Annotated in this window: 19 protein-coding genes; 17 read left to right on the top strand and 2 right to left on the bottom strand. The window is 69.3% G+C overall.

What is annotated here, in order from left to right; all coding sequences use genetic code 11:
• Nucleotides 1–34: 34 nt before the first annotated feature.
• The 7 genes from MKK84_RS14330 (at nt 35) to MKK84_RS14300 (ending at nt 9,522) form a co-directional block, all read left to right on the top strand.
• Nucleotides 35–1,171 (top strand): glycosyltransferase family 4 protein, encoded by a 1,137-nt coding sequence (locus MKK84_RS14330; RefSeq protein WP_243920712.1) that lies wholly within the window; start codon nt 35–37, stop codon nt 1,169–1,171.
• Complete coding sequence (locus MKK84_RS14325; protein ID WP_243920710.1) at nt 1,152–2,534, top strand: glycosyltransferase family 4 protein; 1,383 nt, start codon at nt 1,152–1,154, stop codon at nt 2,532–2,534. The genes MKK84_RS14330 and MKK84_RS14325 overlap by 20 nt, the downstream gene beginning before the upstream one ends.
• Before the next feature lie 110 nt (nt 2,535–2,644).
• Complete coding sequence (locus tag MKK84_RS14320) at nt 2,645–3,868, top strand: glycosyltransferase family 4 protein (protein WP_313899340.1); 1,224 nt, start codon at nt 2,645–2,647, stop codon at nt 3,866–3,868.
• Entirely contained in the window at nt 3,865–5,385 is a 1,521-nt protein-coding gene (locus MKK84_RS14315; RefSeq protein ID WP_243920706.1) for a lipopolysaccharide biosynthesis protein, read from the top strand. The genes MKK84_RS14320 and MKK84_RS14315 overlap by 4 nt, the downstream gene beginning before the upstream one ends.
• 94 nt (nt 5,386–5,479) lie before the next feature.
• Entirely contained in the window at nt 5,480–6,694 is a 1,215-nt protein-coding gene (locus tag MKK84_RS14310) for an O-antigen ligase family protein (protein ID WP_243920704.1), read from the top strand.
• Nucleotides 6,695–6,765: 71 nt separating this feature from the next.
• A complete protein-coding gene (locus tag MKK84_RS14305; protein WP_243920702.1) occupies nt 6,766–7,728 on the top strand; it encodes an NAD(P)/FAD-dependent oxidoreductase in 963 nt (320 codons plus the stop codon).
• A gap of 204 nt (nt 7,729–7,932) precedes the next feature.
• Nucleotides 7,933–9,522, top strand: coding sequence for a putative bifunctional diguanylate cyclase/phosphodiesterase (locus MKK84_RS14300; RefSeq protein ID WP_243920700.1), 1,590 nt, complete (start codon nt 7,933–7,935; stop codon nt 9,520–9,522).
• A 31-nt stretch (nt 9,523–9,553) separates the two neighbouring features.
• On the opposite strand, the gene MKK84_RS14295 is transcribed toward MKK84_RS14300, so the two are convergent.
• Nucleotides 9,554–10,456, bottom strand: coding sequence for an MBL fold metallo-hydrolase (locus MKK84_RS14295; protein WP_243920699.1), 903 nt, complete (start codon nt 10,454–10,456; stop codon nt 9,554–9,556).
• A 202-nt stretch (nt 10,457–10,658) separates the two neighbouring features.
• Here MKK84_RS14295 and MKK84_RS14290 point away from each other — a divergent pair, with 202 nt between their 5' ends.
• The 10 genes from MKK84_RS14290 to MKK84_RS14245 all read left to right on the top strand — a co-directional run bounded on the left by MKK84_RS14290 (nt 10,659) and on the right by MKK84_RS14245 (nt 22,397).
• Nucleotides 10,659–11,324: an SCO family protein gene (locus MKK84_RS14290; RefSeq protein ID WP_243920697.1), complete on the top strand. Its 666-nt coding sequence runs from the start codon at nt 10,659–10,661 to the stop codon at nt 11,322–11,324.
• An 87-nt stretch (nt 11,325–11,411) separates the two neighbouring features.
• Complete coding sequence (locus MKK84_RS14285) at nt 11,412–12,998, top strand: glucan biosynthesis protein (RefSeq protein ID WP_243920695.1); 1,587 nt, start codon at nt 11,412–11,414, stop codon at nt 12,996–12,998.
• 103 nt (nt 12,999–13,101) lie between these two features.
• Nucleotides 13,102–13,332: a hypothetical protein gene (locus MKK84_RS14280; protein WP_243920693.1), complete on the top strand. Its 231-nt coding sequence runs from the start codon at nt 13,102–13,104 to the stop codon at nt 13,330–13,332.
• 4 nt (nt 13,333–13,336) lie between these two features.
• Nucleotides 13,337–13,699 carry a hypothetical protein gene (locus tag MKK84_RS14275; protein ID WP_243920692.1) on the top strand — a complete coding sequence of 121 codons (363 nt, stop codon included), beginning with the start codon at nt 13,337–13,339 and terminating at the stop codon, nt 13,697–13,699.
• 637 nt (nt 13,700–14,336) lie between these two features.
• Nucleotides 14,337–15,908, top strand: a complete 1,572-nt coding sequence (gene rpoN / locus MKK84_RS14270; RefSeq protein ID WP_243920690.1) for an RNA polymerase factor sigma-54 — start codon at nt 14,337–14,339, stop codon at nt 15,906–15,908.
• A gap of 73 nt (nt 15,909–15,981) precedes the next feature.
• Nucleotides 15,982–17,358 (top strand): bifunctional UDP-N-acetylglucosamine diphosphorylase/glucosamine-1-phosphate N-acetyltransferase GlmU, encoded by a 1,377-nt coding sequence (gene glmU / locus MKK84_RS14265; RefSeq protein ID WP_243920687.1) that lies wholly within the window; start codon nt 15,982–15,984, stop codon nt 17,356–17,358.
• Between the two features lie 201 nt (nt 17,359–17,559).
• Complete coding sequence (locus MKK84_RS14260) at nt 17,560–17,940, top strand: nuclear transport factor 2 family protein (protein ID WP_243920685.1); 381 nt, start codon at nt 17,560–17,562, stop codon at nt 17,938–17,940.
• Between the two features lie 304 nt (nt 17,941–18,244).
• On the top strand, nt 18,245–19,177 hold the full coding sequence (locus tag MKK84_RS14255) for a bile acid:sodium symporter family protein (RefSeq protein WP_243920683.1): 933 nt from the start codon (nt 18,245–18,247) through the stop codon (nt 19,175–19,177).
• Nucleotides 19,178–19,335: 158 nt separating this feature from the next.
• Complete coding sequence (glmS, locus tag MKK84_RS14250) at nt 19,336–21,162, top strand: glutamine--fructose-6-phosphate transaminase (isomerizing) (RefSeq protein WP_243920681.1); 1,827 nt, start codon at nt 19,336–19,338, stop codon at nt 21,160–21,162.
• Nucleotides 21,163–21,239: 77 nt separating this feature from the next.
• The gene (locus MKK84_RS14245; protein WP_243920679.1) at nt 21,240–22,397 is read left to right on the top strand and encodes a M20 family metallopeptidase; all 1,158 of its coding nucleotides are present in this window, start codon (nt 21,240–21,242) and stop codon (nt 22,395–22,397) included.
• Here the strand turns inward: MKK84_RS14245 and MKK84_RS14240 are convergent.
• Nucleotides 22,394–23,524: a serine hydrolase domain-containing protein gene (locus MKK84_RS14240; RefSeq protein ID WP_243920677.1), complete on the bottom strand. Its 1,131-nt coding sequence runs from the start codon at nt 23,522–23,524 to the stop codon at nt 22,394–22,396. The two genes, MKK84_RS14245 and MKK84_RS14240, sit on opposite strands and share 4 nt — an antisense overlap.
• Between the last annotated feature and the right edge of the window lie 552 nt (nt 23,525–24,076).

Below are 24,076 nucleotides of genomic sequence, written 5' to 3'. Positions count from 1 at the left end.
AATCTCATCCACGAACGGAGTTGCCGGAACCGCCATGCCGCGCGTCCTCGTGAACATGCCGACCCAGTTCGGCGGACGTCCCTCGGGCGTCGCCCTCGTGGCCTTCCGGGTGATCGCCGGGTTGCTCGACCGGGGCGCCTTCGCGGTCGTGCTGCGCTCGCCCTGGACCCGGGACCAGCTCCCAAACGAAATCCGCGACCGGATCGAGGTCGTGACCGTGCCGCGGCCCCGCGTCATGCTGTTCGACGTCATGCGGCAGGCCCTGGCCGTGCCGAAGCTGTGCCGCGCCCTGAACATCGACCTCGTGCTGAATGCCGATCCCTACGGCGCGGCGTTCGGCGGTCGCGCCCGGGTCAGCGTCGTCCACGATCTCTACTTCCGGACGATGCCGGGCCGGAGCCGTTCGCGGGAAGCCCTGACCACCGATCCGATCTTCCGCTTCGTCCTGGCCAACAGCGCGCGGGTGATCACGGTCTCGGATTCTACAAAGACCGACCTCTGCCGCTTCTACCCGTTCGTCCGGGACCGGACCCAGACCGTCCATTCGGCCGCGATGATCGACCCCGACGCGGCGGATCCGTCCCCCGAACTGCCGGCGGGGCCGTACGTGCTGGCGGTCGGCAACGCCATGTACAACAAGAACTTTTCCACGCTCGCACGTGCGGTCGCCGCCCTCGGCCGTCCGGAGATCGGCATCGTCCACGTCGGCGAGGATCCGGACGAGGCGATCGCCACGGCGCTCGACGGCGCCCCGGTCCAGCTGACCCGGCTCTCGCGGATCGGCGAAGGGCGGCTGGCATCGCTCTATCGGAACGCTCTGTGCCTGTGCGTGCCGTCCTTCTCGGAGGGGTTCTGCCTGCCGGTCCTCGAAGCGCAGGCGCTGGGCTGCCCGGTCGTCTGCTCGGACCGGTCCGCGACGCCGGAGATCGCGGGCGCGGGCGCGCTGACCTTCGACCCCGACGACGCCGGCGCGCTCGCCGCCTGCCTGCGCCGCCTCCTCGACGAGCCGGGCCTGCGCGGCGCGCTGATCGCCCGCGGGCACGACAACGCGCGCCGTTACGATTGGGCCGAGACGGCCCGTCGCTACGAGGCCCTGATGCTGGACGCGCTCCGCGACACCGCGCGCGACAGAGCCACGCAGGAGGTGCCCCATGCGCATCCTGCACCTTAGCTCGCTCTACCCGCCCGAGCAGGTCGGCGGCGCCGAGCTGATGGTGGAGACCCTGGCCCGGACACAGGCGGACCTCGGCCACGCCGTCGCGGTCGCCTGCACGGCCCGGCAGGAAGAAGCGCCGGTCGTTCAGGACGGCGTCACGGTCTACCGGACCGGGTACGGCACGCCGTTCCACATCCTCGACTGGCCGGATCACGCGCGCCTCGACCGCCTGCGCTACAAGCTGGCAACCCAGTGGAACCCGACGACCCTGGCCCGGATGGCCGCGGCGGTCCGCGCGTTCGAACCGGACGTCGTGAACACGCACTCGATCTCCGAGCTGCCGCCGACGCTTTGGCCGATGCTGGCCAAGCTCGGCGTTCCGGTGGTGCACACGCTGCACGACTTCACCAGCCTCTGCACCAACGGCGCAATGGCGCGCCACGGAAAGGCCTGCGCCGGCCAGCACCTGAAATGCCGGCTCTACGCGGAGCCGCATCGACGCTGCCAGCGCGCGATATCGGCCGTGGCCGCCGTCGGAACCGACCTCCTGGCGCGGCATCTCGCGGCCGGCTTCTTCGGTGCGGTGCCGGACGACCTGCGCCGGGTGATCTGGAATCCGATTCCGTCGAGCCCCCCCGCGGTGCGGCGGACGCGGCCCCCTGGCGAGCCGGTGCGGTTCGGCTATCTCGGCCGGATCGAGGCCTCCAAGGGCGTCGACGTGTTGCTCGCGGCCTGCCGGAGGCTGCCGCCGCAGGGCTGGAGCCTGACGGTCGCCGGCCGCGCTGCGGACGGCCTCGACCGCTACCGAGCGCTGATCGGGGGGCTGCCCGTCTCGTTCGCGGGCTTCGCCGAGCGCGACGCCTTCCTCGACGGCATCGACTGCCTGGTGGTCCCGCCGATCTGGCCCGAGCCGTTCGGCCGCACCGTGGCGGAAGCCTACGGGCGCGGCGTCCCGGTGATCGGCACCGCCATCGGCGGCATCGGCGAGCAGATCGGACCCGGTCCCTGGCTGGTCCCGCCCGGGGATGAGGCCGCGCTCGCAGCCGCCATGGCGCGGATCGTCGCCGAACCGCGCCGCCTCGCGGAGGGCCTGGCCCGGGCCGATGCGATCCGCGCCGGGACCGACCCCGCCGCGGTGGCATCCGCCTACGTCGATCTGTACGCGGCGACCCGGGAAACGCTTTCCTCCCCGACCCGCGACGTACTCACCTCCCCCCTGCGGGGAGGAGTGGGAGTTGGGGGTGGTGCTGGATCGAGCGCAGCGTTGCCTTCTGAATCACCCCCACCCCTGACCCCTCCCCACAAGGGGGAGGGGAAACGCGAATCCGGTAGCCCCGCTCGCGCGGAGCGCCCGCAGCTCAGCGAGTGCCGCCCATGATCACCCCGACCCTCTCCCAAGCCTATGCCCGGGCGCTGCCCGAGGCCCCGGCCCCGACCGCCCGGGAACAGGCGCCGGACGCCGCTTCCCTGCGCGCCGCGACCGGCCCGCTGCGGATCCTGCACCTCAGCGCCCTCTACCCGCCCTACATCGTGGGCGGCGCCGAGCGCTCGGTGGAGCACCTCGCCGAGGAGCTGGTCGCGGCCGGCCACACGGTGGCGGCGGCCTGCATCGCCCGGGAGCCGGAGCCGAAAAGCGTTCGCGGCGGCGTCACCGTCTACCGCATGGCGCACCACAACGATTTCTGGCTCGAGGATTGGCCCAAGGCGAGCCGGTTCGGCCGTGCCTGGGCCAAGCTCAAGCAGCAGTGGAATTTTGCCATCGCGGCCGAGTTCGGCCGGGTCCTCGACGATTTCCGCCCCGATATCGTCAACACGCACTCGCTGCTCGACGTCTCGACCCTGGTCTGGCGCGAGGCGGCCAAGCGCGGGATCCCGATCGTCCACACGGTCTGCGAGTACGATCTGATCTGCGGCAACGCCGCCATGTTCAAGAACGGCAAGCCCTGCGATCGCTGGCACCTCGGCTGCAAGGTGGTCAATGCCGGCAAGCAGATCACCAACCGGTCGGTGGACGCGGTCGTCAGCGTCGGGACCGAGATCCTGAAGACCCACATCAATCACGGCCTGTTCACGCATCTGGCGCCGGAACGCCGCCGGGTCATTTTCTACTCCTGCACCGTCCCGGAGGGTGATCCGGAGGCGCGCCGCACGATCGACCGGGCCGGCAAGCCGATGACCTTCGGCTATCTCGGCCGCATCAACACCGAGAAGGGCGTCGGCACGCTGATCGACGCCTTCAAGCGGATCGGTCCCGGCAACTGGCGCTGTCTCGTGGCCGGGCACGCGATGGACGACTCGATCGAGCGCTTCAAGGCACAGGCCGAGGGCCTGCCGGTGGAGTTCGTCGGCTGGGCCAAGCCCGCCGACTTCCTCAGCGAGATCGACGTGCTCGTCGTGCCCTCGTTCTGGGCGGAGCCGTCGCCGCGGACGATCTACGAGGCCTACACGATGGGCGTGCCGGTGATCGGCGCGGCCTCGGGCGGGATCCCCGAGCTGATCGGCGAGGACAATGCCGATTGGCTGTTCACGCCCGGCGACGAGGCCGACCTCGCCGCGCGCCTGTCGGCCGTGATCGCCCGCGGCCGGGGTGACCTGCCGGACGAGCGCAGCTTCCAGCACGTGATCCAGGAATCCACCTCGGAGCGCGTCGCCGAGAAGTACATCGACCTCTACGCCGAGCTCGTGGCCGAGCGGCGGGCGACCCGCTCGTGACCGCCGGCACGCCGACGCTCACCGAGGCCGCCGCAGCGGCCGATGCCTCCGATTTCATGCCGGGCCCGACGGGCGCGGAGGTGACCGGACGGTCCTTCGCGGCGGCGCGCTGGGTGGCGCTCGCCTCCGTGGGCAACGTCGTGCTGAGCTTCGGCGTGTTCCTCGTACTCGCGCGGCTGATCGCCCCGGCCGAGTTCGGGATGGTGGCGATCGCAGTCGTGTTCATCGACATCCTGCAGATCGTGGCGCGCTGCGGCCTGCCGGACGCGGTCGTGCAACGGGCCGATCTCGACGAGACCTTCGCCGCCACCGCGTTCTGGGTGATGCTCGGCACCGGGTTCCTTTGCGCGATCGCGCTGGCGGCCTCCGCTGGCCCGATCGCCTGGATCTTCGATATGCCGGAGCTGCGCCCGGTCCTATCCGCGCTCTCGATCTGCTTCGTGATCACCGCCGCGGGGGCGATCCACGAGGCACGCCTGCAGCGCAGCTTCGGCTTCCGCAAGCTCGCCCTGCGGGCGCTCGGCGCCAACCTCGCCGGCGGGGCGGTCGCCCTGGCGATGGCGTATGCCGGCTACGGCGTCTGGAGCCTTGTGGTGCAACGCCTCGTTGCAACCACCGCCACGACGCTGCTGACCTGGGCCGCGTCACGCTGGGTTCCGTCGCGCCACGTCGACCTCGCCGCGGCCCGGAGCCAGATCGCGTTCGGCTCGCGGGTGTTCTGCACCTACCTGCTGCTCGTCCTCTCGATCCGCAGCCAGGAGGTCATCGCGGCCTATTTCCTGTCGGCCGCCGATATCGGTTACCTGCGCCTCGCGTGGCGCTGCATCGACCTCGTGAGCCAAGTGGCGGTGATCCCGCTCACGACCGTCGGCCTGACCACCTATGCCCGGCTGCAGGACCGGCCGGACGAACTGGCGGCCGCCTTCCAGACCTTCACGGTGGCATCGTGCTTCGTGGCGGTGCCGGCCTTCCTCGGCATGGCAGCGGTCGCGCCGACGCTGATCCCGTTCCTGTTCGGCGACCAGTGGCACGACGCGGCCCCGGTGCTGCGGATCCTGGCACTCCTGGCACCCGAATTCGTCGCGACCTCGATGCTGTGGATGATCTTCACGGCGCTCGGGCGCAACGGCACGGCGCTCAGACTGGCCGGCGCGCAGTTCGGCCTCGGTGCGTTGGCCGCCGTGGTGACAGCGCCGCTCGGCCTCGTTGCCCTCGTCGCCGGGCACGTGGCGCGCGCCTATCTGTTCACGCCGGCGATCGTGTCGGTGGTGGGCCGAATCGTGCCGGTGAGCAACCGGCAGCTTGTCCGGGCACTCCTGCCGGTCACCGCCTGCTCCGCCGCGATGGCAGCCCTCGTGCTGCTGATCCAGGATCCGATCCACGCCGCACTGGGCGACCGGCTCGGCCTGTTCGCCGCGGTCGGTATCGGCATCCTGGCCTATGCCGGCCTCGCCCAGGTCTTCATGCGCGACACGGTGAGCTCCGCCCTCGGCTTCTTCCTGCGCCGGACCACCTGATCTCCACCCTCCGCCAACCTTTGTGCGCGAATGTGGCGGCCGGGGATCGGCGCGCTCTGAACGGATCGGCACCATGGCGGGACAGGCGGCACCGATGGCAGCGACGATCCCGGCGGTCACCGCCGGGTCGCAGCGCGCCGCCGTCTTCCTGCTCGGGGCGGCACTGCAGTTCAACGTGCTGACGTCGAGCTTCGGACTGCCGTTCCAGCGGCTGTCCGACCTGTTGCCGTTCCTGCTCATCCCCTGGCTGGGGCTGCGCCGGCCCGTCATCACGGAGGCCCTGCGCAGCATCGCGCCCCTCGGCGCGGTCCTCGCCCTCGTCGGCGTCTCGATGCTCCTCAAGGCGCACAAGCAGGCGGGCGACGTCTATCTGACGCTCATCCTGCTGCTCTACGTCGTGCAGGCCTTCATCCTGCTGGTCCTGTTTCAAGATCATCGCGTCGAGGACGCCTTCTGCGCCGGCCTGCTCGCGGGCCTGCTGGCGTCCCTGGCGATCCTGCTGCTGGCATCCTCGGGGGTGCCGCTGGAACGCTTCGGCCTCGCCGTGCCGACCGACGGCCTCGACGAGGAATTGAAGCTGTTCGTCGAGGACAAGCAGGGCGGCCTCTGGGCCTCAGGCAACGAGACCGGCCACGTCTTCGCGCTGGGCGGCGTCGCGGCGCTGATCCTGAGCCTGCGCTACCGGCTCAAGGCGATCTACGTCCTGTACTTCGTCGCCCTGATGGCGAGCTTCCCGCTGACCAACAACCGGGCCGGCCTGTTCATGCCGCTCATCGTCTTCGCCCTGCTGATGCGGCGCAACCTCAAGGCCTCAATGGTCCTGGGCGTGCTCGGCGTGCTGGCGATCCTCTTGGTCGGATGGTCGCTGACGGGGGAGATCCCGCTGCCCAACGCGTTGGCGCAGGCGATCGAGAAGCGGTTCGCCGACGATCACAACGTGTCGGAAAATTTCGACGAGCGGTTCCTCTCCGGCATCACGGCCCTGCGCCTCGTCGTCGCCTATCCGTTCGGCGTCGGCGAGATCGCCCGCCGGGAGGAGCTGAAGGCCCTGACCGGCCTCGTGACGCCGCATAACGGATTCGTCTCGCTGGCCCTCCAGAACGGTGTCGCCGTCGCCCTGCTGCTGATCGCCGGACTGGTGCGGATCCTGTCGGCGCCGGGGCGGTTCGGACCCTTCCTGTTCTACAGCGCCCTGTTCCTCATCCCGTCGATGATGTTCGAGGAACTCTCGGTCAATCAATACTTCCTGTTCTTCATGGCGTTCATCCTGGCCTCGCTTGCCCGCTCGCCGGAGCCAGCAAACCCTTAGGGCCGGCGCGGATCTGGGCCGGGCCGGGGCGGGTTCCCCGCTCGTGAAGCGTCCAGAGGATCGGATGAGCCATGCTGCTATCTGGTTCTCCGCAAGTTCAGCCCCTCGATTGCCTTGTCGTCGGTGGGGGCCCGGGCGGCTTGACCGGCGCCCTCTACCTCGCGCGCTACGGTCGGTCGGCGCTTCTGGTCGATGCGGGGCGGTCCCGCGCCGGCTGGATCTCGATGAGCCACAACGTGCCGCTGTTCGCCGACGGCATCTCGGGCTCCGATATCCTGCAGCGACAGCGCGCCCATGTCGCCCGCTACGGTGGGCGGATGGTGGCCGGCGACGTCACGCAACTCGTCCGGGTTGAAGGTGGCTTCCGCGCCGAGATCCATCCTCCGGGTGGGAATTACCCCTGCTCGATCGGGGCCCGGCACATCCTTCTTGCCACCGGGGCTGAGGATGTGGAGCCGGACTTCCCCGACCTGCCGGATGCGATCCGGCGCGGGCTGGTGCGCTACTGCCCGATCTGCGACGGCTACGAGGCATGGAACCAGCGCATCGCGGTGATCGGACACGGCGCCAGGGGCCTCGGCGAGGCGGAGTTTCTGGCCCGTACCTACACGCCGGACGTGACGCTGCTCACCCTCGGCCATCCGCTCGACGCACCCGACCGGGCGCGGGCTGAGCGCCACGGCATCGCGATCGTCGAGGAGCCGGTGATGCGGCTCGACGTGGAGGACGGCCGCATCACCGTGCTCTGTACGGCCGACGGCGCGCAGCACCGGTTCGCGGTGGTGTATTCGGCCCTGGGACTTCGGCTGCGCTCCAAGCTCGCGGTCGATCTCGGCGCCGAGCATGACAGGACCGGGGCCCTCGTGGTGGATCCCCACAACTGCACGAGCGTGCCGGGCCTCTATGCGGCGGGCGGGGTGGTGCGCGGCCTCGATCAGATTGTGGTTGCCATGGCGCATGGAGCCGTGGCCGCCACCGATATCCACAATCGCTGCGCGCTGCCGACGGAGGAGGTCGCCGGCCGATCGGCCTGATCGGCACCGGACTGTCGGGTCGAGCGCGATGGAAATGGCAGGCCATCGCGCGATCCCCAGAGCCTCCTTAGAGATCCGTTGACGCGGTGATCAATGGCAATGCCGACCTTCGTTAATTGGCAGGCACGACTTAGTGAGGACTGGATTCACAGCCTTTTAGCACTTTTAGTGCCCTTGTATTGCGTCGGAGATTGGGCGCAAAACATGCCGAGCGAAACGTCGAACGCGTGGGGCCGGGGCGAGCTGTACGAGACACTGTGCCTGCTGATCATCGGCGCGGGCATCTGGTTCGTCGGCGTCAACCTCGGGACCTTCGACTCCCTCAGCAGCCTCATCTCCGACTATCAGCTCAACGATCTCCTGATGCTGGCTGCCTGCATGGGCGTGGCCATGTGTGGCGCGGCCGTTCGCAAGTCGATCCTGCTGCGCCGTTTGATGCTGGAGCGCGACGCGTCGGCCGCGCAGGCCGAGGCGATCGCCCGGCATGACGGGCTTACGGGTCTGGCCAACCGGCGCCGGTTCATCGACGCGGTCGCACGGGCGCATGCCACGGTCAGCGCCGAGCCGTCCGCGGCCGTCCTGCTGATCGATCTCGACCGGTTCAAGCCGGTCAACGACCTCTATAGCCATGCCGCCGGCAACGCCGTCCTGTGCGCCGTGGCCGAGCGTCTGAATCAGCTCCTTCCGGCCGGCGGCGTGGCGGCCCGGCTCGGCGGCGACGAGTTCGCGATGCTGGTCCCCGTCGAGCACGGCAGCGAAGGCCTGACGCGCCTCGCCCAGGCGGTGATCACCGCCATCTCCGAGCCGGTCTCGTGGAATCAGAACGACCTCAAGGTCGGCGCCACGGTCGGGGTCGCCATCGTGGCCCCGGAGCATGCGGATTCCGACGCGGTGCTGCATGCAGCCGATCTCGCCATGTATCAGGGCAAGAAGGACGGACGCGGCAATTACCGCTTCTTCCGCAGCACCATGGACGAGGAACTGCGCGCCCGCGCCCGGACCGAGGCGGAGCTGCGCGTCGCGATCGAGACGGGGGCGATCGAGCCCTTCTACCAGCCCGTCGTCTCGCTGCCCGGTAAGGACATCGTCGGCGTCGAGGTGCTGGCCCGCTGGCGCCATCCAGTCCGCGGCCTGATCGCGCCCTCGGAATTCATCTCGGTCGCCGAGGAGACCGGGATGATCGCCGATCTCAGCTACAACCTGATCCGCCGCGCCTGCCTCGACGCCCGAGCTTGGCCGTCCCACCTTGTCCTGGCGGTCAACATCGCGCCTCACCAGTTCCAGGACGCGTGGCTGGCCCAGCGCATCCTGGCGATCCTGACCGAGACCGGCTTCCCGCCGCAGCGGCTAGAAGTCGAGATCACGGAGAGCGCCCTGATTCAGGATCTGGAGGCGACGCGCGCGACACTCCTGTCGCTGCGGCAGCTCGGCGTGCGCATCGCGCTGGACGATTTCGGCACCGGCTATTCGAGCCTCTACCACCTGCGCGAACTGAAGTTCGACAAGCTGAAGATCGACCGGAGCTACGTCGACGCCATCACGATGAGCGACGAGCGCGCCAAGCTCGTCGACGCCATCATCAAGCTCGGGACCAGCCTCGGCCTCACCACGACGGCGGAGGGCATCGAGACCGATGCGAGCCTGGACTGGCTCTCCGACCAGGGCTGCCATTTCGGCCAGGGCTACCTGTTCGGTCGCGCGATGCCGAAATCCGAGATGGACGACATCCTGTGCCCGGCCAACGAGGCGTCCTACGTGCCGCCCGAAGTCGAGGAACTGGCGCGGGCGTCCTGAGCGCGGGGCCGGGCGACTTACGGGGACGCGCTCACCGCTCGTCCCTGTAGGCCGAGCCGTCCCCGGCGCGCAGGGGCGCCTCGACGAAGCGCCCGTGCTTCGGGACCGCCACGCGGTCGAAATCCGCCGCCAAGGCATTCAGGGCGCGGCGCATCTCCGGTCCCTGAAGAGGGCGGCCGTGGCCGGTGATCACCCGCTCGGGTTCGAGGGCGGCCAGCGTCCGCACGGAGTTGCGCGCCGCGTCCCAGTCGATGGTCAGGTACATCGGCGGGCCGTGCAGCTCCGGCTCCTGAAGCGCCACCGCGTAGGCCGATTCCTGGGCCACCGTCACGAAGGCATCGCCCGCGATCAGCGTGCGATCCGCCGCGCGCCAGAGCGAGATATGCCCCGGTGCATGGCCCGGCGTGTGGAGCCAGCGCCAGCCTGGCAGGGGCGGGACCGAGCCATCCTCCGGCAGGAGTTTCAAGCGTCCGGACACGTCCACCGGCGAGGTCGGGTAGAGCGGCGAGAGGCGGCCGAGCAGCCCGCCGCCGACGCTCGGATCGGGCGTCGGATAGGAGGCGCTGCCGTCGAGATAGGGCTGTTCCAGCGTGTGCGCGTAGACCGGGACGTCCCATTCGGCGGCCAGATCCTCCAACACGCCGACATGATCGAAATGGCCGTGGGTCAGCACGACGGCGGCAGGGCGCGCGCCGGCGCCGAAGCGTGCCTCGGCCGCCGACAGGATGGCGCGCTTGCCACCCATCACGCCGGCGTCGACCAGTACCCAGCCACGATCCCCCGCGCCGGGATCGCCGACGAACACAACGTTCACGAGGACGAGGCGGCGATAGGCGACGTCGCCGGTGATCGCGTGCGTTTCATCGTCCCGCTCGGCGTCGCGCCGCGGATCATCGGCCCTGGCTTCCGGGTCAACGGGGATTTGCTGGGCCATGGCGGCGGCTCCTGCCTCGTAGGGGAAGGGGAGAACTGCAGGCGGCGGCCGGCAGAGCGGCCGCGCCGGCTCTCGACCGGGCAACCGGCCGCCTCTATCGCTGTTCCCCGACGTGTTCCCCCAGTTGCGACCCCGCGCAGCATCGCGCCGATCGACGGCGACCCCATATGACAGGCATCGACGCGCCGTCGTAGGTCACAGCATGGCACCGAGCCCGATCGCCCTCATCGCTTCCGCCACTTTGATCGGCCTCGTCGCCGTCGGAACCGGGGCGATCGTCGCCCAGCAGGGCTCGCGGTTCAGCCATCCGCGCAGGGTCGGCGGCGCCTTCGCCATGGCGGATCTCGACGGCCGTCCGGTGAACCAGGCCGACCTCCTCGGCAAGCCGACCGCCCTGTTCTTCGGCTTCACCCATTGTCCGGAGGTGTGCCCGACCACGCTCGCCACCCTGTCGGGGGCGCTCGGCCGGATGGGCCGGGACGCGGACCGGCTCAACGTGGTGTTCGTCACCCTGGACCCGGAGCGCGACACGCCCGAGTCGCTGCGGGACTATCTGGTCTCGTTCGATTCCCGCATTCGCGGCTTCGTCGGCACGCCGGATCAGGTTGCCCGCATGGCCGATGCCTACCACGTCGCCTACCGGCGCGTGCCGACGAAGGACGGCGATTACACGATGGAGCACTCCGCCACCGTCGCGTTGTTCGACAAGGCCGGCCGCATGGTCGGGGAGATCGGCTACGGCGAGGACGAGAATCGGGCACTGTCCAAGCTGATCACCCTGGCGCTGCCCGGGCAGTGTGCCCCCGGTGGCGGCGCCGAACTCTGGTCGACGGACGGCCCCACGGGCACCTGCGGGCCGCGGAGCTGAGCTGCATCAGGGAAATTGCGCCGCCGCGTCGCGCTGGCTAGAGGGCGGCATCGCCCCCGTGGCCCGGCCGAATCCCAAGGCTCTCGCTTGATCACGCGTCGCGTCCTGACCGCCCTCGGGCTCCTGGCCCTCGCGCCGTTCCCGAAGCCCGCGCTCGCCGCTGCCGGACCGCGGCTGGGCCCGCCCGAGCCGATGGATCTCGAGCGCCTGAAGGCTCTCGCCCGCAGCCTGCGCGACCGGCCCTACACCCCGCCGCCGGAGGCGTCCGCCTCGAAGGCGCTCGACGCCCTCACGTACGGGCCGCTGCAGGAGATCCGTTACCCGCCGGCCCACGCGCTCTACGCCGACAGCGCCTATCCGGTGACCTTCTTCCACCTCGGAAACTTCTTCCGGCACCCGGTGCAGGTCTACGCGCTCGAAGGCGGTCAGGCCCGCCCGGTGCTCTACAGCCACGACCTGTTCAGCTACCCGCCCGGCAACCCCGGCAAGGACGTGCCGGACGGCGCCGGCTTCGCGGGCTTCCGCTACCAGAAGTTCCCGGCCGGTCAGCCCGGCGATGACGGTGACTGGCTGGCTTTCCTGGGCGCGTCTTACTACCGCGCCGCAGGCGACGGGGCGCAGTACGGCGCCTCGGCCCGGGGTATCGCCATCGATACGGCGCCCGCTCCGGGCAAGACCGAGGAGTTCCCGGTCTTCACACGGTTCTACGTCAGCCCGGCCGCCGACGGGGCTGTCACGGTGCTGGCGCTGCTCGAGGGGCAGAGCCTGACCGGCGCCTACCAGTTCGTCGCCCGCAAGGAGCCCCACGTCGTCATCGACGTCGCCTGCACGCTCTACATGCGCCGGAGCGTCGAGCGGTTCGGCGTGGCGCCGCTGACCTCGATGCTCTGGTACTCGGAGGGGATCAGCCGGTTCGTCGCCAGCGACTGGCGGCCGGAGGTGCACGATTCCGACGGGCTGCTGATGCAGACCGGGGCCGGAGAGCTGATCTGGCGCCCGCTCAACAACCCGCCGAAGCTCAGCGTCAGCGCCTTCGCGGACCGGTCGCCCAGGGGCTTCGGCCTGCTCCAGCGCGACCGGGTGTTCGACCACTACATCGACGACGGGTTCGAGGAGAACCGGCCGGACATCTGGGTCGAGCCGCAGGGCGATTGGGGACAGGGCAGCGTCCAGCTCGTTGAGATCCCGACCCACCAAGAGACCGACGACAACATTGGCGCGATGTGGGTCCCGGCCGATCCGCCGAAGGCCGGGGACGAGCGGAGCTACGCCTACCGCCTGCGCTGGACCGTGCAGGAACCGGTCTCGACCGATCTCGCCCGCTGCGTCGCCACGCGGGCGATGAAGGCTTCATGGCTCGCCGAGTCCGACCGCCGCCCGGGCCGGCCCAACCTCGCGCGGCAATTCGTACTCGAATTCGAGGGCGCGGCCCTGGGGGGGCTTGATCCGGAAAAGGCCATGGTCGCGCTGACGCTCTCGCGCGGCAGCGCCGAGGAGGTCGGCGCCACCTGGGCGCCCTACGGCAAGCCGAGCCCCTGGCGGGTCTTCTTCAAGGTCTATGCCGAGGGGCCGGAGCCGGTCGAGATGCGGCTGCGGCTGAAGTCCGGCGAGAGGCTGCTCTCCGAGACCTGGGCCTACCGCTACGATCCGGAGGCCCCGGGGACGGTTCTTTAGCCGACCGGCGGTGCGGGCTGCATTGCCGCGCCGGGGCCGCCCCCTGTAGAAGCCCGGCACAGGCCGCGACCGCGGTCCGCCCATCGCCGCATCCGAGGCCGTCATGAACGGCGAGCGACCGCCCGGCCCGCACCTGCCCGAGACGCTGACGCGCCTGCTCCGGGCGCCCAAGAACGCGATCTGGCCGACGCCCGAGGATCGCAACCGCCTGCACCTCGGGAGGCAGAAGCCGCGGCAGCCGAGCCGTGCGGTCCTGGGTGTCTGGCTGTGGGCGATCCTCTATAACCTCGTCGGCTTCGCGATCCTCGCGACCCTTTGGCGGACGATGCACTGACCCGATGATGCGATACGGCCATCTCCGCGCCTGTGCTGCGCTGCTTCCGCTCGCCCTGACCCTTGGGCCCGCGGCGGCCCAGGCGCCCGGGGACTCCCTCAACGCGGACGCGTCAACCGGCGCCGTGAAAGTCTGCTCGCCGGTGGCCATGCCGCGCTGGCGCTCGATGATTCCGGTTCCCACGACCTGGGCCTTCGTGGACTGCATGGCCTTCTCGGGCGAGATGGGCGCGACCCATTTCCAGCTCGGCTGCCTGTTCACCAACGTCACGCCCCACGCCCAGAAATACGCCTGGGGCGCCATGGTGCAGATCGAGAAATCGGCTTTGGCAAAGGCGCAGCCGCCGGTTCCGAACTGCGGTTGGTGAGCGGCCCAATCAGTCGGCAGTGCCCGGCCGCCACGGAAGCGTAGGCCCCGCCCATGGCCTTCAGGGCGATTGCCCGCAGTGACGGTGGGCGGGCATGTGGATGCCGCGAGCGACATCGACCGAGCCCGGATGCGGGATAAATCGTGCGATCTCGACCAGCACCGAGCTGACGGGACGGTTGATCGTTTCTCCCTGCGATCCGCACGGCGCACAAATAGCCCGAGAGAACTCTCGCCCGACGAGACCTGCCGCCGAGGGCTGACGTCCGCGATCCGCGGCAACAGTCGGTTCACGCGTGCAGCGGATCGCGTGTCGCGCGGTGAATGCATCCGTCCTCAGACAATTTCCGCTGCAATCAAGTGGGGATAACCTGAGCGGAACCGGCCGGTCGACGAGGGATGAACCGCGCAAAACTTCCTTAAACGAGACCCTCTAGGTTGCCGGTGACGCTGGTGGGTGAGTCTGTTCCGCCACGCACCGAGCCCCGCGGCTCCCGGCGGCAGCGCACGGCCCCGCACACGCTTTGACGTTCGGCCGCGATCGGTCTACAGATGGGAAACTAACTCAAGCAAGATTCATGCCGCCACACACTCGGCGGTGGCCGGCTAACCGCGCTGGAAGGGCATCGGGGCCTCGTATGAGTTTGGTGCAACGGCTGGAAGTGCGTCAGGGCCAGGCCCTGGTGATGACGCCGCAGCTCCTGCAAGCGATCAAGCTTCTCCAACTCTCGCAGCTCGACCTCGCCGCCTATGTCGAGGCCGAACTGGAACGAAACCCCCTCCTCGAACGGGCCGAGCCCGAGCCGACCGGAACCAGCGAAGCAGCCGAACCCGCCTACGCGGAAGACGGAGCCGGCGACGGTTTCGAGGGCGCCGAGCCCGACTCGTGGCTGTCGAACGAGCTTAATCCCAGCCGCGGCGAGATCGAGGGCGATTTCGACACGCGCCTCGACAACGTCTTCCCCGACGACGTGCCGGTCCAGGCGCGGGAGATCGGCGGCGGCGACATGCTCTCGCTCACGCCGCCACCCTACGGCAGCAGCGGCGGCAGCTTCGACGCGGAAGCCCCCGATTTCGAGGCCACCCTCACGGCGGAGACCTCCCTGCGGGATCACCTCGCCGGCCAGCTCGATCTCGCCACGCGCAATCCCATGGAGCGGCTGATCGGCGGCTTCCTGATCGATGCGGTGGACGAGGCGGGATACCTGCGCGAAACGGTCGAGGGGGTGGCCGAGCGCCTGGGCGCCGACCCCGAGACCGTGGCGCGCGTCCTGACCCTGGTGCAGGCGTTCGATCCGCCCGGTGTCGCCGCCCGCGACCTCGCCGAATGTCTTACGATCCAGCTGCGCGAGCGCGACCGGTTCGACCCGGCCATGCAGGCGCTGGTCTCGCGCCTCGACCTCGTGGCCAAGCGCGATTTCGCCGGGCTGCGCCGCCTCTGCGGCGTGGACGACGAGGATCTCGTCGACATGCTGGGCGAGATCCGCCGGCTCGATCCGAAGCCCGGCCGGGCCTTCGGCTCGCACGCCGCGGAGGTGCTGATCCCCGACGTGTTCGTGCGCGCGGCGCCGGACGGCTCCTGGTTGGTCGAGCTGAACAGCGAGGCCCTGCCGCGGGTGCTGGTCAACCAGAGCTATTACGCCTGGGTGGTGCGCGGCGCGACCGCCGATGGCGACAAGGCCTTCCTGTCGGAGGCTCTGCAGAACGCCAACTGGCTCACCCGCTCCCTGGAGCAGCGCGCCCGCACGATCCTGAAGGTCGCCACCGAGATCGTGCGCCAGCAGGACGGCTTCTTCATGTACGGCGTGACCCATCTGCGTCCGCTGAACCTGAAGACGGTGGCGGAGGCGATCGGCATGCACGAATCGACCGTCTCGCGGGTCACCTCCAACAAGGCGATCGGCACCAGCCGCGGCACGCTGGAGATGAAATACTTTTTCACCGCGGCGATCCCGGGAGCCGCCGGCGCGGCGGCCCATTCGTCGGAGGCCGTGCGCCACCGGATCAAGCAACTGGTTGATGGCGAGACGCCGAACGACGTGCTGTCCGACGATGCGCTCGTGCAGAAGCTGCGCGGCGAGGGCGTCGACATCGCCCGGCGAACCGTGGCCAAGTATCGGGAATCCCTTCGGATCCCGAGTTCGATCGAACGCCGCCGCGAGCATTTCGCCCACGGCTCGGGCCACCACGCCGCCCTGGCCCTGCGCTGAACAAACGGCTGGGCTTGCGCGGCGCGCCGGTCCGGCCCATCCGTGGCGCGCCCTGACGACGCCTGGACCCGCGATGAATCCGACCGGAACGCCCCCGCGCAGCCTCACCGCCATCGTGCTCGCGGCCGGGAAAGGCACGCGGATGCGTTCGGATCTGCCGAAGGTGCTGCACCGGATCGCCGGGCGGAGCATGCTCGGCCACGTCCTGGCCGCCGTACAGGCGGCGGGCGCCGGGCGGATCGCCGTGGTGGCCGAGCCCGGACGCGACGACGTCGCCGCCGAGATCGCGAAGGCCGCCCCCGGCGCACAGATCTTCCCGCAGGCCGAGCGTCTGGGCACCGCCCACGCCGTGCTGGCCGCCCGCGACGTGCTCGCCGACCCGGACGACGACGTGGTCATCGCGTTCGGCGATACGCCGCTCGTCACCGCCGAGACCTTGTTGAGACTGCGCGCGCCGCTGGCCGAGGGTGCGGCCATCGCGGTGCTCGCCTTCGAGAGCCCGTCGCCCACCGGGTACGGGCGCGTGCTGACCGAGGGCAGCCGTGTCCTGGCGATCCGCGAGGAGAAGGATGCGAGCGCGGCCGAGCGGGCCGTCACCCTGTGCAATGCGGGGCTGATGGCGCTGTCCGGGCTTCATGCCCTGTCGCTGCTCACCCGCATCGGCAACGACAACGCCGCCGGAGAATACTACCTGCCGGACGCCGTGGCGCTCGCGGTGGCGGACGGCCTGTCTGTCACCGTCGTGCCGGTGGACGAGGCGGAAGCGCAGGGCGTCAACGACCGGGTGCAGCTCAGCGTCGCCGAAGCGGCGATCCAGGGCCGGCTCCGGCGCAACGCCATGCTGGGCGGCGCCACCCTGATCGCCCCGGAGACGGTTTTCCTGAGCTACGACACGATGCTCGGGCGCGACGTGATGGTGGAGCCCAACGTGGTGTTCGGGCCAGGCGTGCGGATCGGCGACGGCTGCACCGTGCGGGCCTTCGCCCATCTCACCGAGACCGAGCTGAAGGCGGGTGTCCGGATCGGACCGTTCGTGCGCCTCCGTGGCCATGCGGTGCTGGAGACCGGCGCCGAACTCGGCAACTTCGTCGAGCTGAAGAATGCCCGGATGGGGGCCGGCGCCAAGGCCGCGCACCTGACCTATCTCGGCGACGCCGAGGTCGGCGCGAAGGCCAATATCGGCGCCGGCACGATCACCTGCAATTACGACGGGGTGCTCAAGCACCGCACCACGATCGGCGCCCATGCGTTCATCGGCTCGAACTCCGCGCTGGTGGCGCCGGTGACCGTGGGGGAGGGGGCCTACGTGGCGTCCGGCTCGGTCATCACCGACGACGTGCCGGCAGACGCCATGGCGGTCGCCCGCGGCCGGCAGGTGGTGAAGCCCGGCTGGGCCAAGCTGAAGCGGGCGGCGCTGCTCGCCGAGAAGGCGTTGCGCGGGGGGCGTTGAGTCTTGGGGATCCGGGGCCCGCGCTTAAACAGCTCGATTCTGCGATGACCGAGTGCGACCCATAATTGACGTTGGTCGTGGCTTGCCTAATGCTCCAAAGCAGTCGTGGGTAGCGCTTCGGTTTCAACGGTGGAATGCGCGTGCTTTCACACCCGTCCGCTCGAATCGACGGTTAAGCTGAATAGGCGCGGGATGTCTTCCATGAACGATCAGGAGATCAGACGCGCTCTCGACCGGCACTGGGCAGCCTCGGACGCTTACGATTTCAAGGCAGAGCATCAGATCTATTGTGACGACGCAGTGCTTGAATATCCTCAATTTGGCGAGCGCATCAGCGGGCGGCACAAGATCCAGGCCTCCCGTGCGGCGCAACCAAACAAGAAGCGATTTGATGTGCGACGGATTGTCGGCTCTGGCGATCTATGGGTGACGGAGTACGTACTCACGTATGACGGTAAGCCGTCCTACACCGTGAGCATTATGGAGTTTCGCGACGGGAAAGTCGTTCGGGAAACGCAATATTTCGGCGACCCATTCGCCCCGGGACCGTCGCGTTCGCAATGGGTTGAACGGATTGTCTGACTTCGAGCCCCGGACTGGCAACGCGAACCGCCGAGAAGCGAGAGTCCGCTTTCAGGGTTCAACAGCCGATAGCAGACCAGCAGATATCCACCCCAAGCAGCCATTCAGCATCGGACCTACACCAGCCGCAAGAACGGTCGCCGGCACATACCCAAAGCCACCTCCGGTTAGTTGAAGTGAGATCGCCGCCGCTCCGGTAGGAAGACGCTTGGATCCAACAGCGACGCCCGCGGGGACGCCCAAGCTTGACGCGCAACGGCCCAGCTGGGACACGGCCGCCGCCTTTCCGGATCCGGCCCGCACGATGCTGCTCAACCGCTTGTTTCCCGTCTGCGCCATCCTGGCCGCGGCGACCGCCTACGTCGTGCCGGACGTGTTCCTCCCGGTGCTCCCGCACGTCGCCGCCCTGCTGGCCGTGATCATGTTCGCCCTGGGCGTGACGCTGACGCCCGCGGATTTCGGCCGTATCCTGGCCCGGCCCGCGCCGGTCGCGGCCGGTGTCGTCGTCCACTACCTCGTGATGCCCGCCGCCGCCTGGGCCATCGCCCACGCCCTCGGCATGGGCACGGAGCTGACGACCGGCATGGTACTGGTCGGCAGCGTCGCCAGCGGCACGAGCTCCACCCTGATGGTCTACATCGCCGGCGGGGATGTCGCCCTGTCGGTGACCATCGCCACGGCCTCGACGCTGGTGGGCCTCGTGGCGACGCCGCTCCTGGTGCGCCTCTACCTCGACGCCGCCGTGCCGGTCGATGTGGCGGGGCTGCTGGCCAGCCTCGTGGAGATCGTGGCGGCACCGGTGGCGCTGGGGCTGGCGCTCAACCGGCTCGCGCCGCGCCTCGTCGGGCGCCTCGAGCGCGCTCTGCCCGTCGTGTCGATGGTCGCCATCCTGCTGATCATCGGCGCCGTCGTTGCCGGCAGCCGGGCGAGCATCGCCGCGGTCGGGCCGCTCGTGCTGCTGGCGGTAGTGTTGCACAACGGCGCCGGCTTGCTCTGCGGCTACTGGAGCGGGCGCCTGCTCGGCTTCGATGAGGGCACCTGCCGCACGCTGGCTCTGGAGGTCGGCATGCAGAATTCCGGCCTCGCGGCGGCTTTGGGCAAGCTGTATTTCTCACCGCTGGCCGCCCTGCCGGGGGCGGTCTTCTCCGTGTGGCACAACCTGTCGGGCTCGGTGCTGGCCGGCTACTGGTCGAGCCGGAATCCGACCATCACCAAACGCGGGACGACGCCCCCATAGCGGGACCGCTGCCGCGACAGCATCAATTCGGCCGGGGCTGGCCCTGCCCGGCCATGATCCGGTACAAGCCACGCTCGGCTATGGCCTGAGCGAACGGCCCGGACCTTGCGCGGCGCGTCCGCGCGCGGCCATCCGGACGTCAAAGCGAGAGACATCCCATGTGCGGCATCGTCGGCATCGTCGGACGCGACGCGGTGGCGGGGCAGGTGATCGAGGCCCTGCGGCGGCTCGAATACCGCGGCTACGATTCCGCCGGCATCGCCACCCTGGAGCATGGCCGCCTGGAGCGGCGGCGGGCCTCGGGCAAGCTCGTCAACCTGGAGGCGCGGCTCGTCCAGGAGCCGCTCGCCGGCACGATCGGCATCGGCCACACCCGCTGGGCCACCCACGGCCGGCCGAACGAGACCAATGCCCATCCGCACGCCACCAAGCGGCTGGCGGTCGTGCACAACGGCATCATCGAGAACTTTCGCGAGCTGAAGCAGGAGCTTGAGGCCGACGGCATCGTCTTCGAGACCGAAACCGACACCGAGGTCGTCGCCCAGCTCGTCAGCCGCAACATGGACCGGCGGATGGCACCCGTCGAGGCGGTGGCAGCCGCCCTGCCGCGGCTGCGCGGCGCCTTCGCGCTGGGCTTCATCTTCGCCGGCGAGGAAAATCTGCTGATCGGCGCCCGCCACGGCGCGCCGCTCGCGATCGGCTTCGGCGAGGGCGAGACCTATCTCGGCTCAGATGCGCTGGCGCTCGCCCCGTTCACCGACGCCATCACGTATCTCGACGAAGGCGACTGGGCGATCCTCACCCGGAACGGCGCCGAGATCCGCGACGCGTCGGGCGCCACGGTCGAGCGCCCGCGCCAGAAGATCGCCACCCAGGCCTACCGGATCGACAAGGGCGAGTATCGCCACTTCATGGCCAAGGAGATCCATGAGCAGCCCGAAGTGGTGGGCCGCACGCTCGCGCATTACGTCGATATGGCGAACGGCCGGGTGATGCTGCCCGAGCCGCTGCCCTTCGACTTCGCCAAGCTCAGCCGCGTCTACATCACCGCCTGCGGCACCGCCTATTATGCGGGCCTCGTCGCCCGGTACTGGTTCGAGCAGGTGGCGCGGCTGCCGGTCGAGATCGACGTTGCGTCGGAGGCCCGCTACCGCGAGGCGCCCCTGGAACGGGACGGGCTGACGCTGGTCATCTCGCAATCGGGCGAGACCGCCGACACCCTGGCCTCGTTGCGCTACGCAAAATCCCAGGGCCAGCACACGCTGAGCGTGGTCAACGTGCCGACCTCGACCATCGCGCGGGAATCCTCCGTGGTGATGCCGACGCTGGCCGGACCGGAGATCGGCGTCGCCTCCACCAAGGCGTTCTCGTGCCAGCTCACGGTCCTGCTCTGCCTCGCCATCGCGGCCGGGCGCGCGCGCGGCACCCTCGACGCAGAGGGCGAGCGGCGCTTGGTCGACGCCCTGATCAAGGCGCCGGGCCTGATGGCGGAGGCGCTGACCCAGGAGAGCGCAATCGAAGGTCTCGCCCGCGAGGTCGCGAAGGCGCGGGACGTGCTCTATCTCGGCCGCGGCACCAGCTACCCAATGGCGCTGGAAGGCGCGCTGAAGCTCAAGGAGATCAGCTACATCCACGCCGAGGGCTACGCGGCGGGCGAGCTGAAGCACGGGCCGATCGCCCTGATCGACGAGAGCGTGCCGGTGATCGTGATCGCGCCGCACGATGCGGTGTTCGAGAAGACGATGTCGAACATGCAGGAGGTCGCCGCCCGCGGCGGCCGGATCGTGCTGATCGGCGACGCCAAGGGCGCGGCCGAGCACGGCCTCGAAACGCTGGCGACCTTCACCATGCCGGCGCTCGACGCCACGGTGGCACCGATCGTCTACGCGGTGCCGATCCAGCTGCTCGCCTACCACACGGCCGTGTTCATGGGGAAAGACGTGGATCAGCCGCGCAATCTGGCCAAGTCGGTGACGGTGGAATAGCCGCGCCTCGGCGCATGCCCATTCGGCGCGGCGCAGCCTTTGCGGGCGGTCGCGTCGATCCCGGAATGAGGACCTCCATGACCGATCGCGCGTCCGCCGCCTTCCGCTGGCTCGATGAGCAGGAGGGGGCGATGTTGTCGCTCCTCGAAGACCTCGTGAATCACGATTCCGGATCATACGACAAGCCGGGCGTGGATGCGGTCGGCGCCCGCATCGCGGCGTTCCTGGCCGGCGAGGGCATCCCGGTCACCACGATCCCGGTGGCGGGCTACGGCGACGCGCTCAAAGCCGAGGTCGCGGGTTCCGGTGGCGGCAACCGGCCGGTGGTGCTGATGGGCCATCGCGACACGGTCTTCCCGAAGGGCGAGGTGGCGCGCCGGCCGTTCCACGTCGCCGAAGGCCGCGCCTACGGGCCGGGCGTCGCCGACATGAAGGCCGGCCTCGTGATGAACGCCTTCGTGCTGGCGGCCTATCACCGGGCCGGCGGCGCGCCGGTGCCGCTGGTCGGCCTGTTCACCAGCGACGAGGAGATCGGCTCGCCGGCCTGCCGGCCGATCATCGAGGACACCGCCCGCGGCGCCCGGGCGGTGCTCAATTCCGAGCCGGGGCGGCCGACCGGCAACGTCGTCACCGGCCGCAAGGGCGGCGTGTTCATGCAGCTCGAAGTGCTGGGCAAGGCCGCCCATTCCGGCGGCAACTATGCGGAGGGGCGCAGCGCCATTCTCGAACTGGCCCACAAGACCGTGGCGTTCCACGCCATCACAGATCTCGCGCGCGGCATCACGGTGAATGTCGGGCTCGTCGCCGGAGGCCAGTCGGTCAACACCGTGGCGCCCCGGGCGACCTGCGAGATCGACCTGCGCTATGTCACCCCGCCCGACCGCACCGAGGCCATGGACCGGATCGCCGCGATCGTGGCGGCCTCCACGGTGCCGGACACCACGGCGCAGCTGACCATCAAGGGCGAGTTCCTGCCGCTGGTGCAGGATGCGGCCTCCCGGGCGCTGTTCGAGACCTATGCCAAGGTCAGCGCGGGGCTCGGCCGGCCGATCGAAGGCGAGTTCGCGGGCGGCTGCGCCGATTCCGGCTTCACCGCCAGCGTCGGCTGCCCGACCCTCTGCGCCGTGGGCCCGGTCGGCGGCAAGGCGCATTCGCCCGAGGAGTACCTGGAGGTGGGCAGCCTCGTGCCGAGGGCGCGCGCGATGGCCGAGACCATCGCGGCGCTGAGCGGCTAATCCCGCAGGGCCGCCGCGAGACGCAGCAGGAACCCGTCGACGGCGCTCTTATCGATCCAGCGCAGCACCGCCACGAGGTCGCGGTCCGGATCGCACCAGATCACGTTGTTGCCGGCTCCCAGTGCGCTGAACGCGTTGGCGGACAGCTGCGGCCTGGCGGCGGGGCCGCGGTTGAGCCACCAGAGATAGCCGTAGCTCTCGAGGGTCAGCGACGGGGTCAGCATGGCGCGGATCCAACGCTCCGACAGGAGCCGGCGGCCGTTCCACACGCCGCCGCGGGCGATGAGCAGCCCGAACCGGGCGTGGTCGTCGGCGCCGATGAACAGGCCGCCACCCCAATGGCCGCCGCCGGGGACGGACTGGATCCGATTGCCGTCGACCGTGACCCAGGCCGTGTCGTAGCCGTGCCACGCCCAGTCGGAGGACGCACCGATCGGGTCCATGATCCGCGCGCGCAGCACCTCCGGCAGGGCGCGGCCGAACAACCGCATCAGGCAGTAGGACAGCAGGTTCACCCGCACGTCGTTGTACTCGTAGTGGGTGCCGGGCGGGTTCGGCGCTCGCTTCTCACCCTTGCGGCTGTTGTCCGCCCCCGGGCCGATCTGGCGGAAGTGGTCGACCTGATCGGACTTTTCGAACAGCGTTCCCTGCCACTCGCTCGATTGCTGCAGCAGGTGGCGCCACGTGATCGCGCCGTTATGCGGGCCGTCGAGGAGCGGGTCCGGCACGCTGTCGCGGACCGGGGCATCCACGTCGGGGATCAGCCCGTCATCGTGAGCGAGGCCGGCCAGAACCGCCAGGTAGCTCTTGGCGACCGAAAAGGTCATGTCCGGACGACCGGTGTCGCCCCAGGCCGCCACCCGGCGGCCGCCCTTCAGGATCACGCCCGCCGGGCCGCCCCGCTCCTGCACCGGGCCCACGATCGCGCTCCACGGTCCGGTCTCGTTCCACTCGACGATCCCGACATAGCGCCCATCCGGATAATACAGGCTGTGCGGCCACGCGCTCTCGTGCGCCTCGGCATAGGCCACCGCCTCCGCAAGGCGCACGGGATCGAGACCGGCTGCAGCGGGATCGGCCCGATCCCACGATTGCCCCGGCCATGACGGCACCATGTCCTGCTTCACACACGATCTCCACTCTTCGGGCGCGATGAGCGCAGCGCCGTCGGTCCCCGGCGTCTCACGGCGCAGACCGAGAGGAAAGCATGCCTTGCGCCGCGCGGTACGAATGAGCCTGCCGCACGCAACCTGCCGCCGGAACCGTTGGCCTGATGAGACGCAATCCAGCCCCGCGACAGGACAAAGTGGCATTGAATAAAACTAGAATACCGATCAATACGGACAGTAATTCAATATATTTACCACCGTACAGTCGCGTCATATTTATAAGTTGCGAGTTATATTTCTCGCAGCTGGCCGGTAAAATCGGCAATAAAGAAAATCATCGTACGAACTACGTCGGATACATTCCTTGCAAAATGCATTTAGTGTTCATAATTTTAAATAAATTCAATCATAGACTACTATCGAAGAAACAAAATGGCTCATTTCACGCCCTAAAAACAAAAAATGCAATGTCTGAAGTTCGATTGGAGATGCGAAGGTCCATGTCGGCAGTAGCAAACTCCGAATCCCGGAGAAGACGGGGTTGGATACGATCCCAGACTGTGCTCGGGG

This window comes from Methylobacterium sp. E-065 (assembly GCF_022829605.1).
Taxonomy (GTDB): domain Bacteria; phylum Pseudomonadota; class Alphaproteobacteria; order Rhizobiales; family Beijerinckiaceae; genus Methylobacterium.
This window is presented reverse-complemented; position numbering and strand designations above follow the sequence as displayed.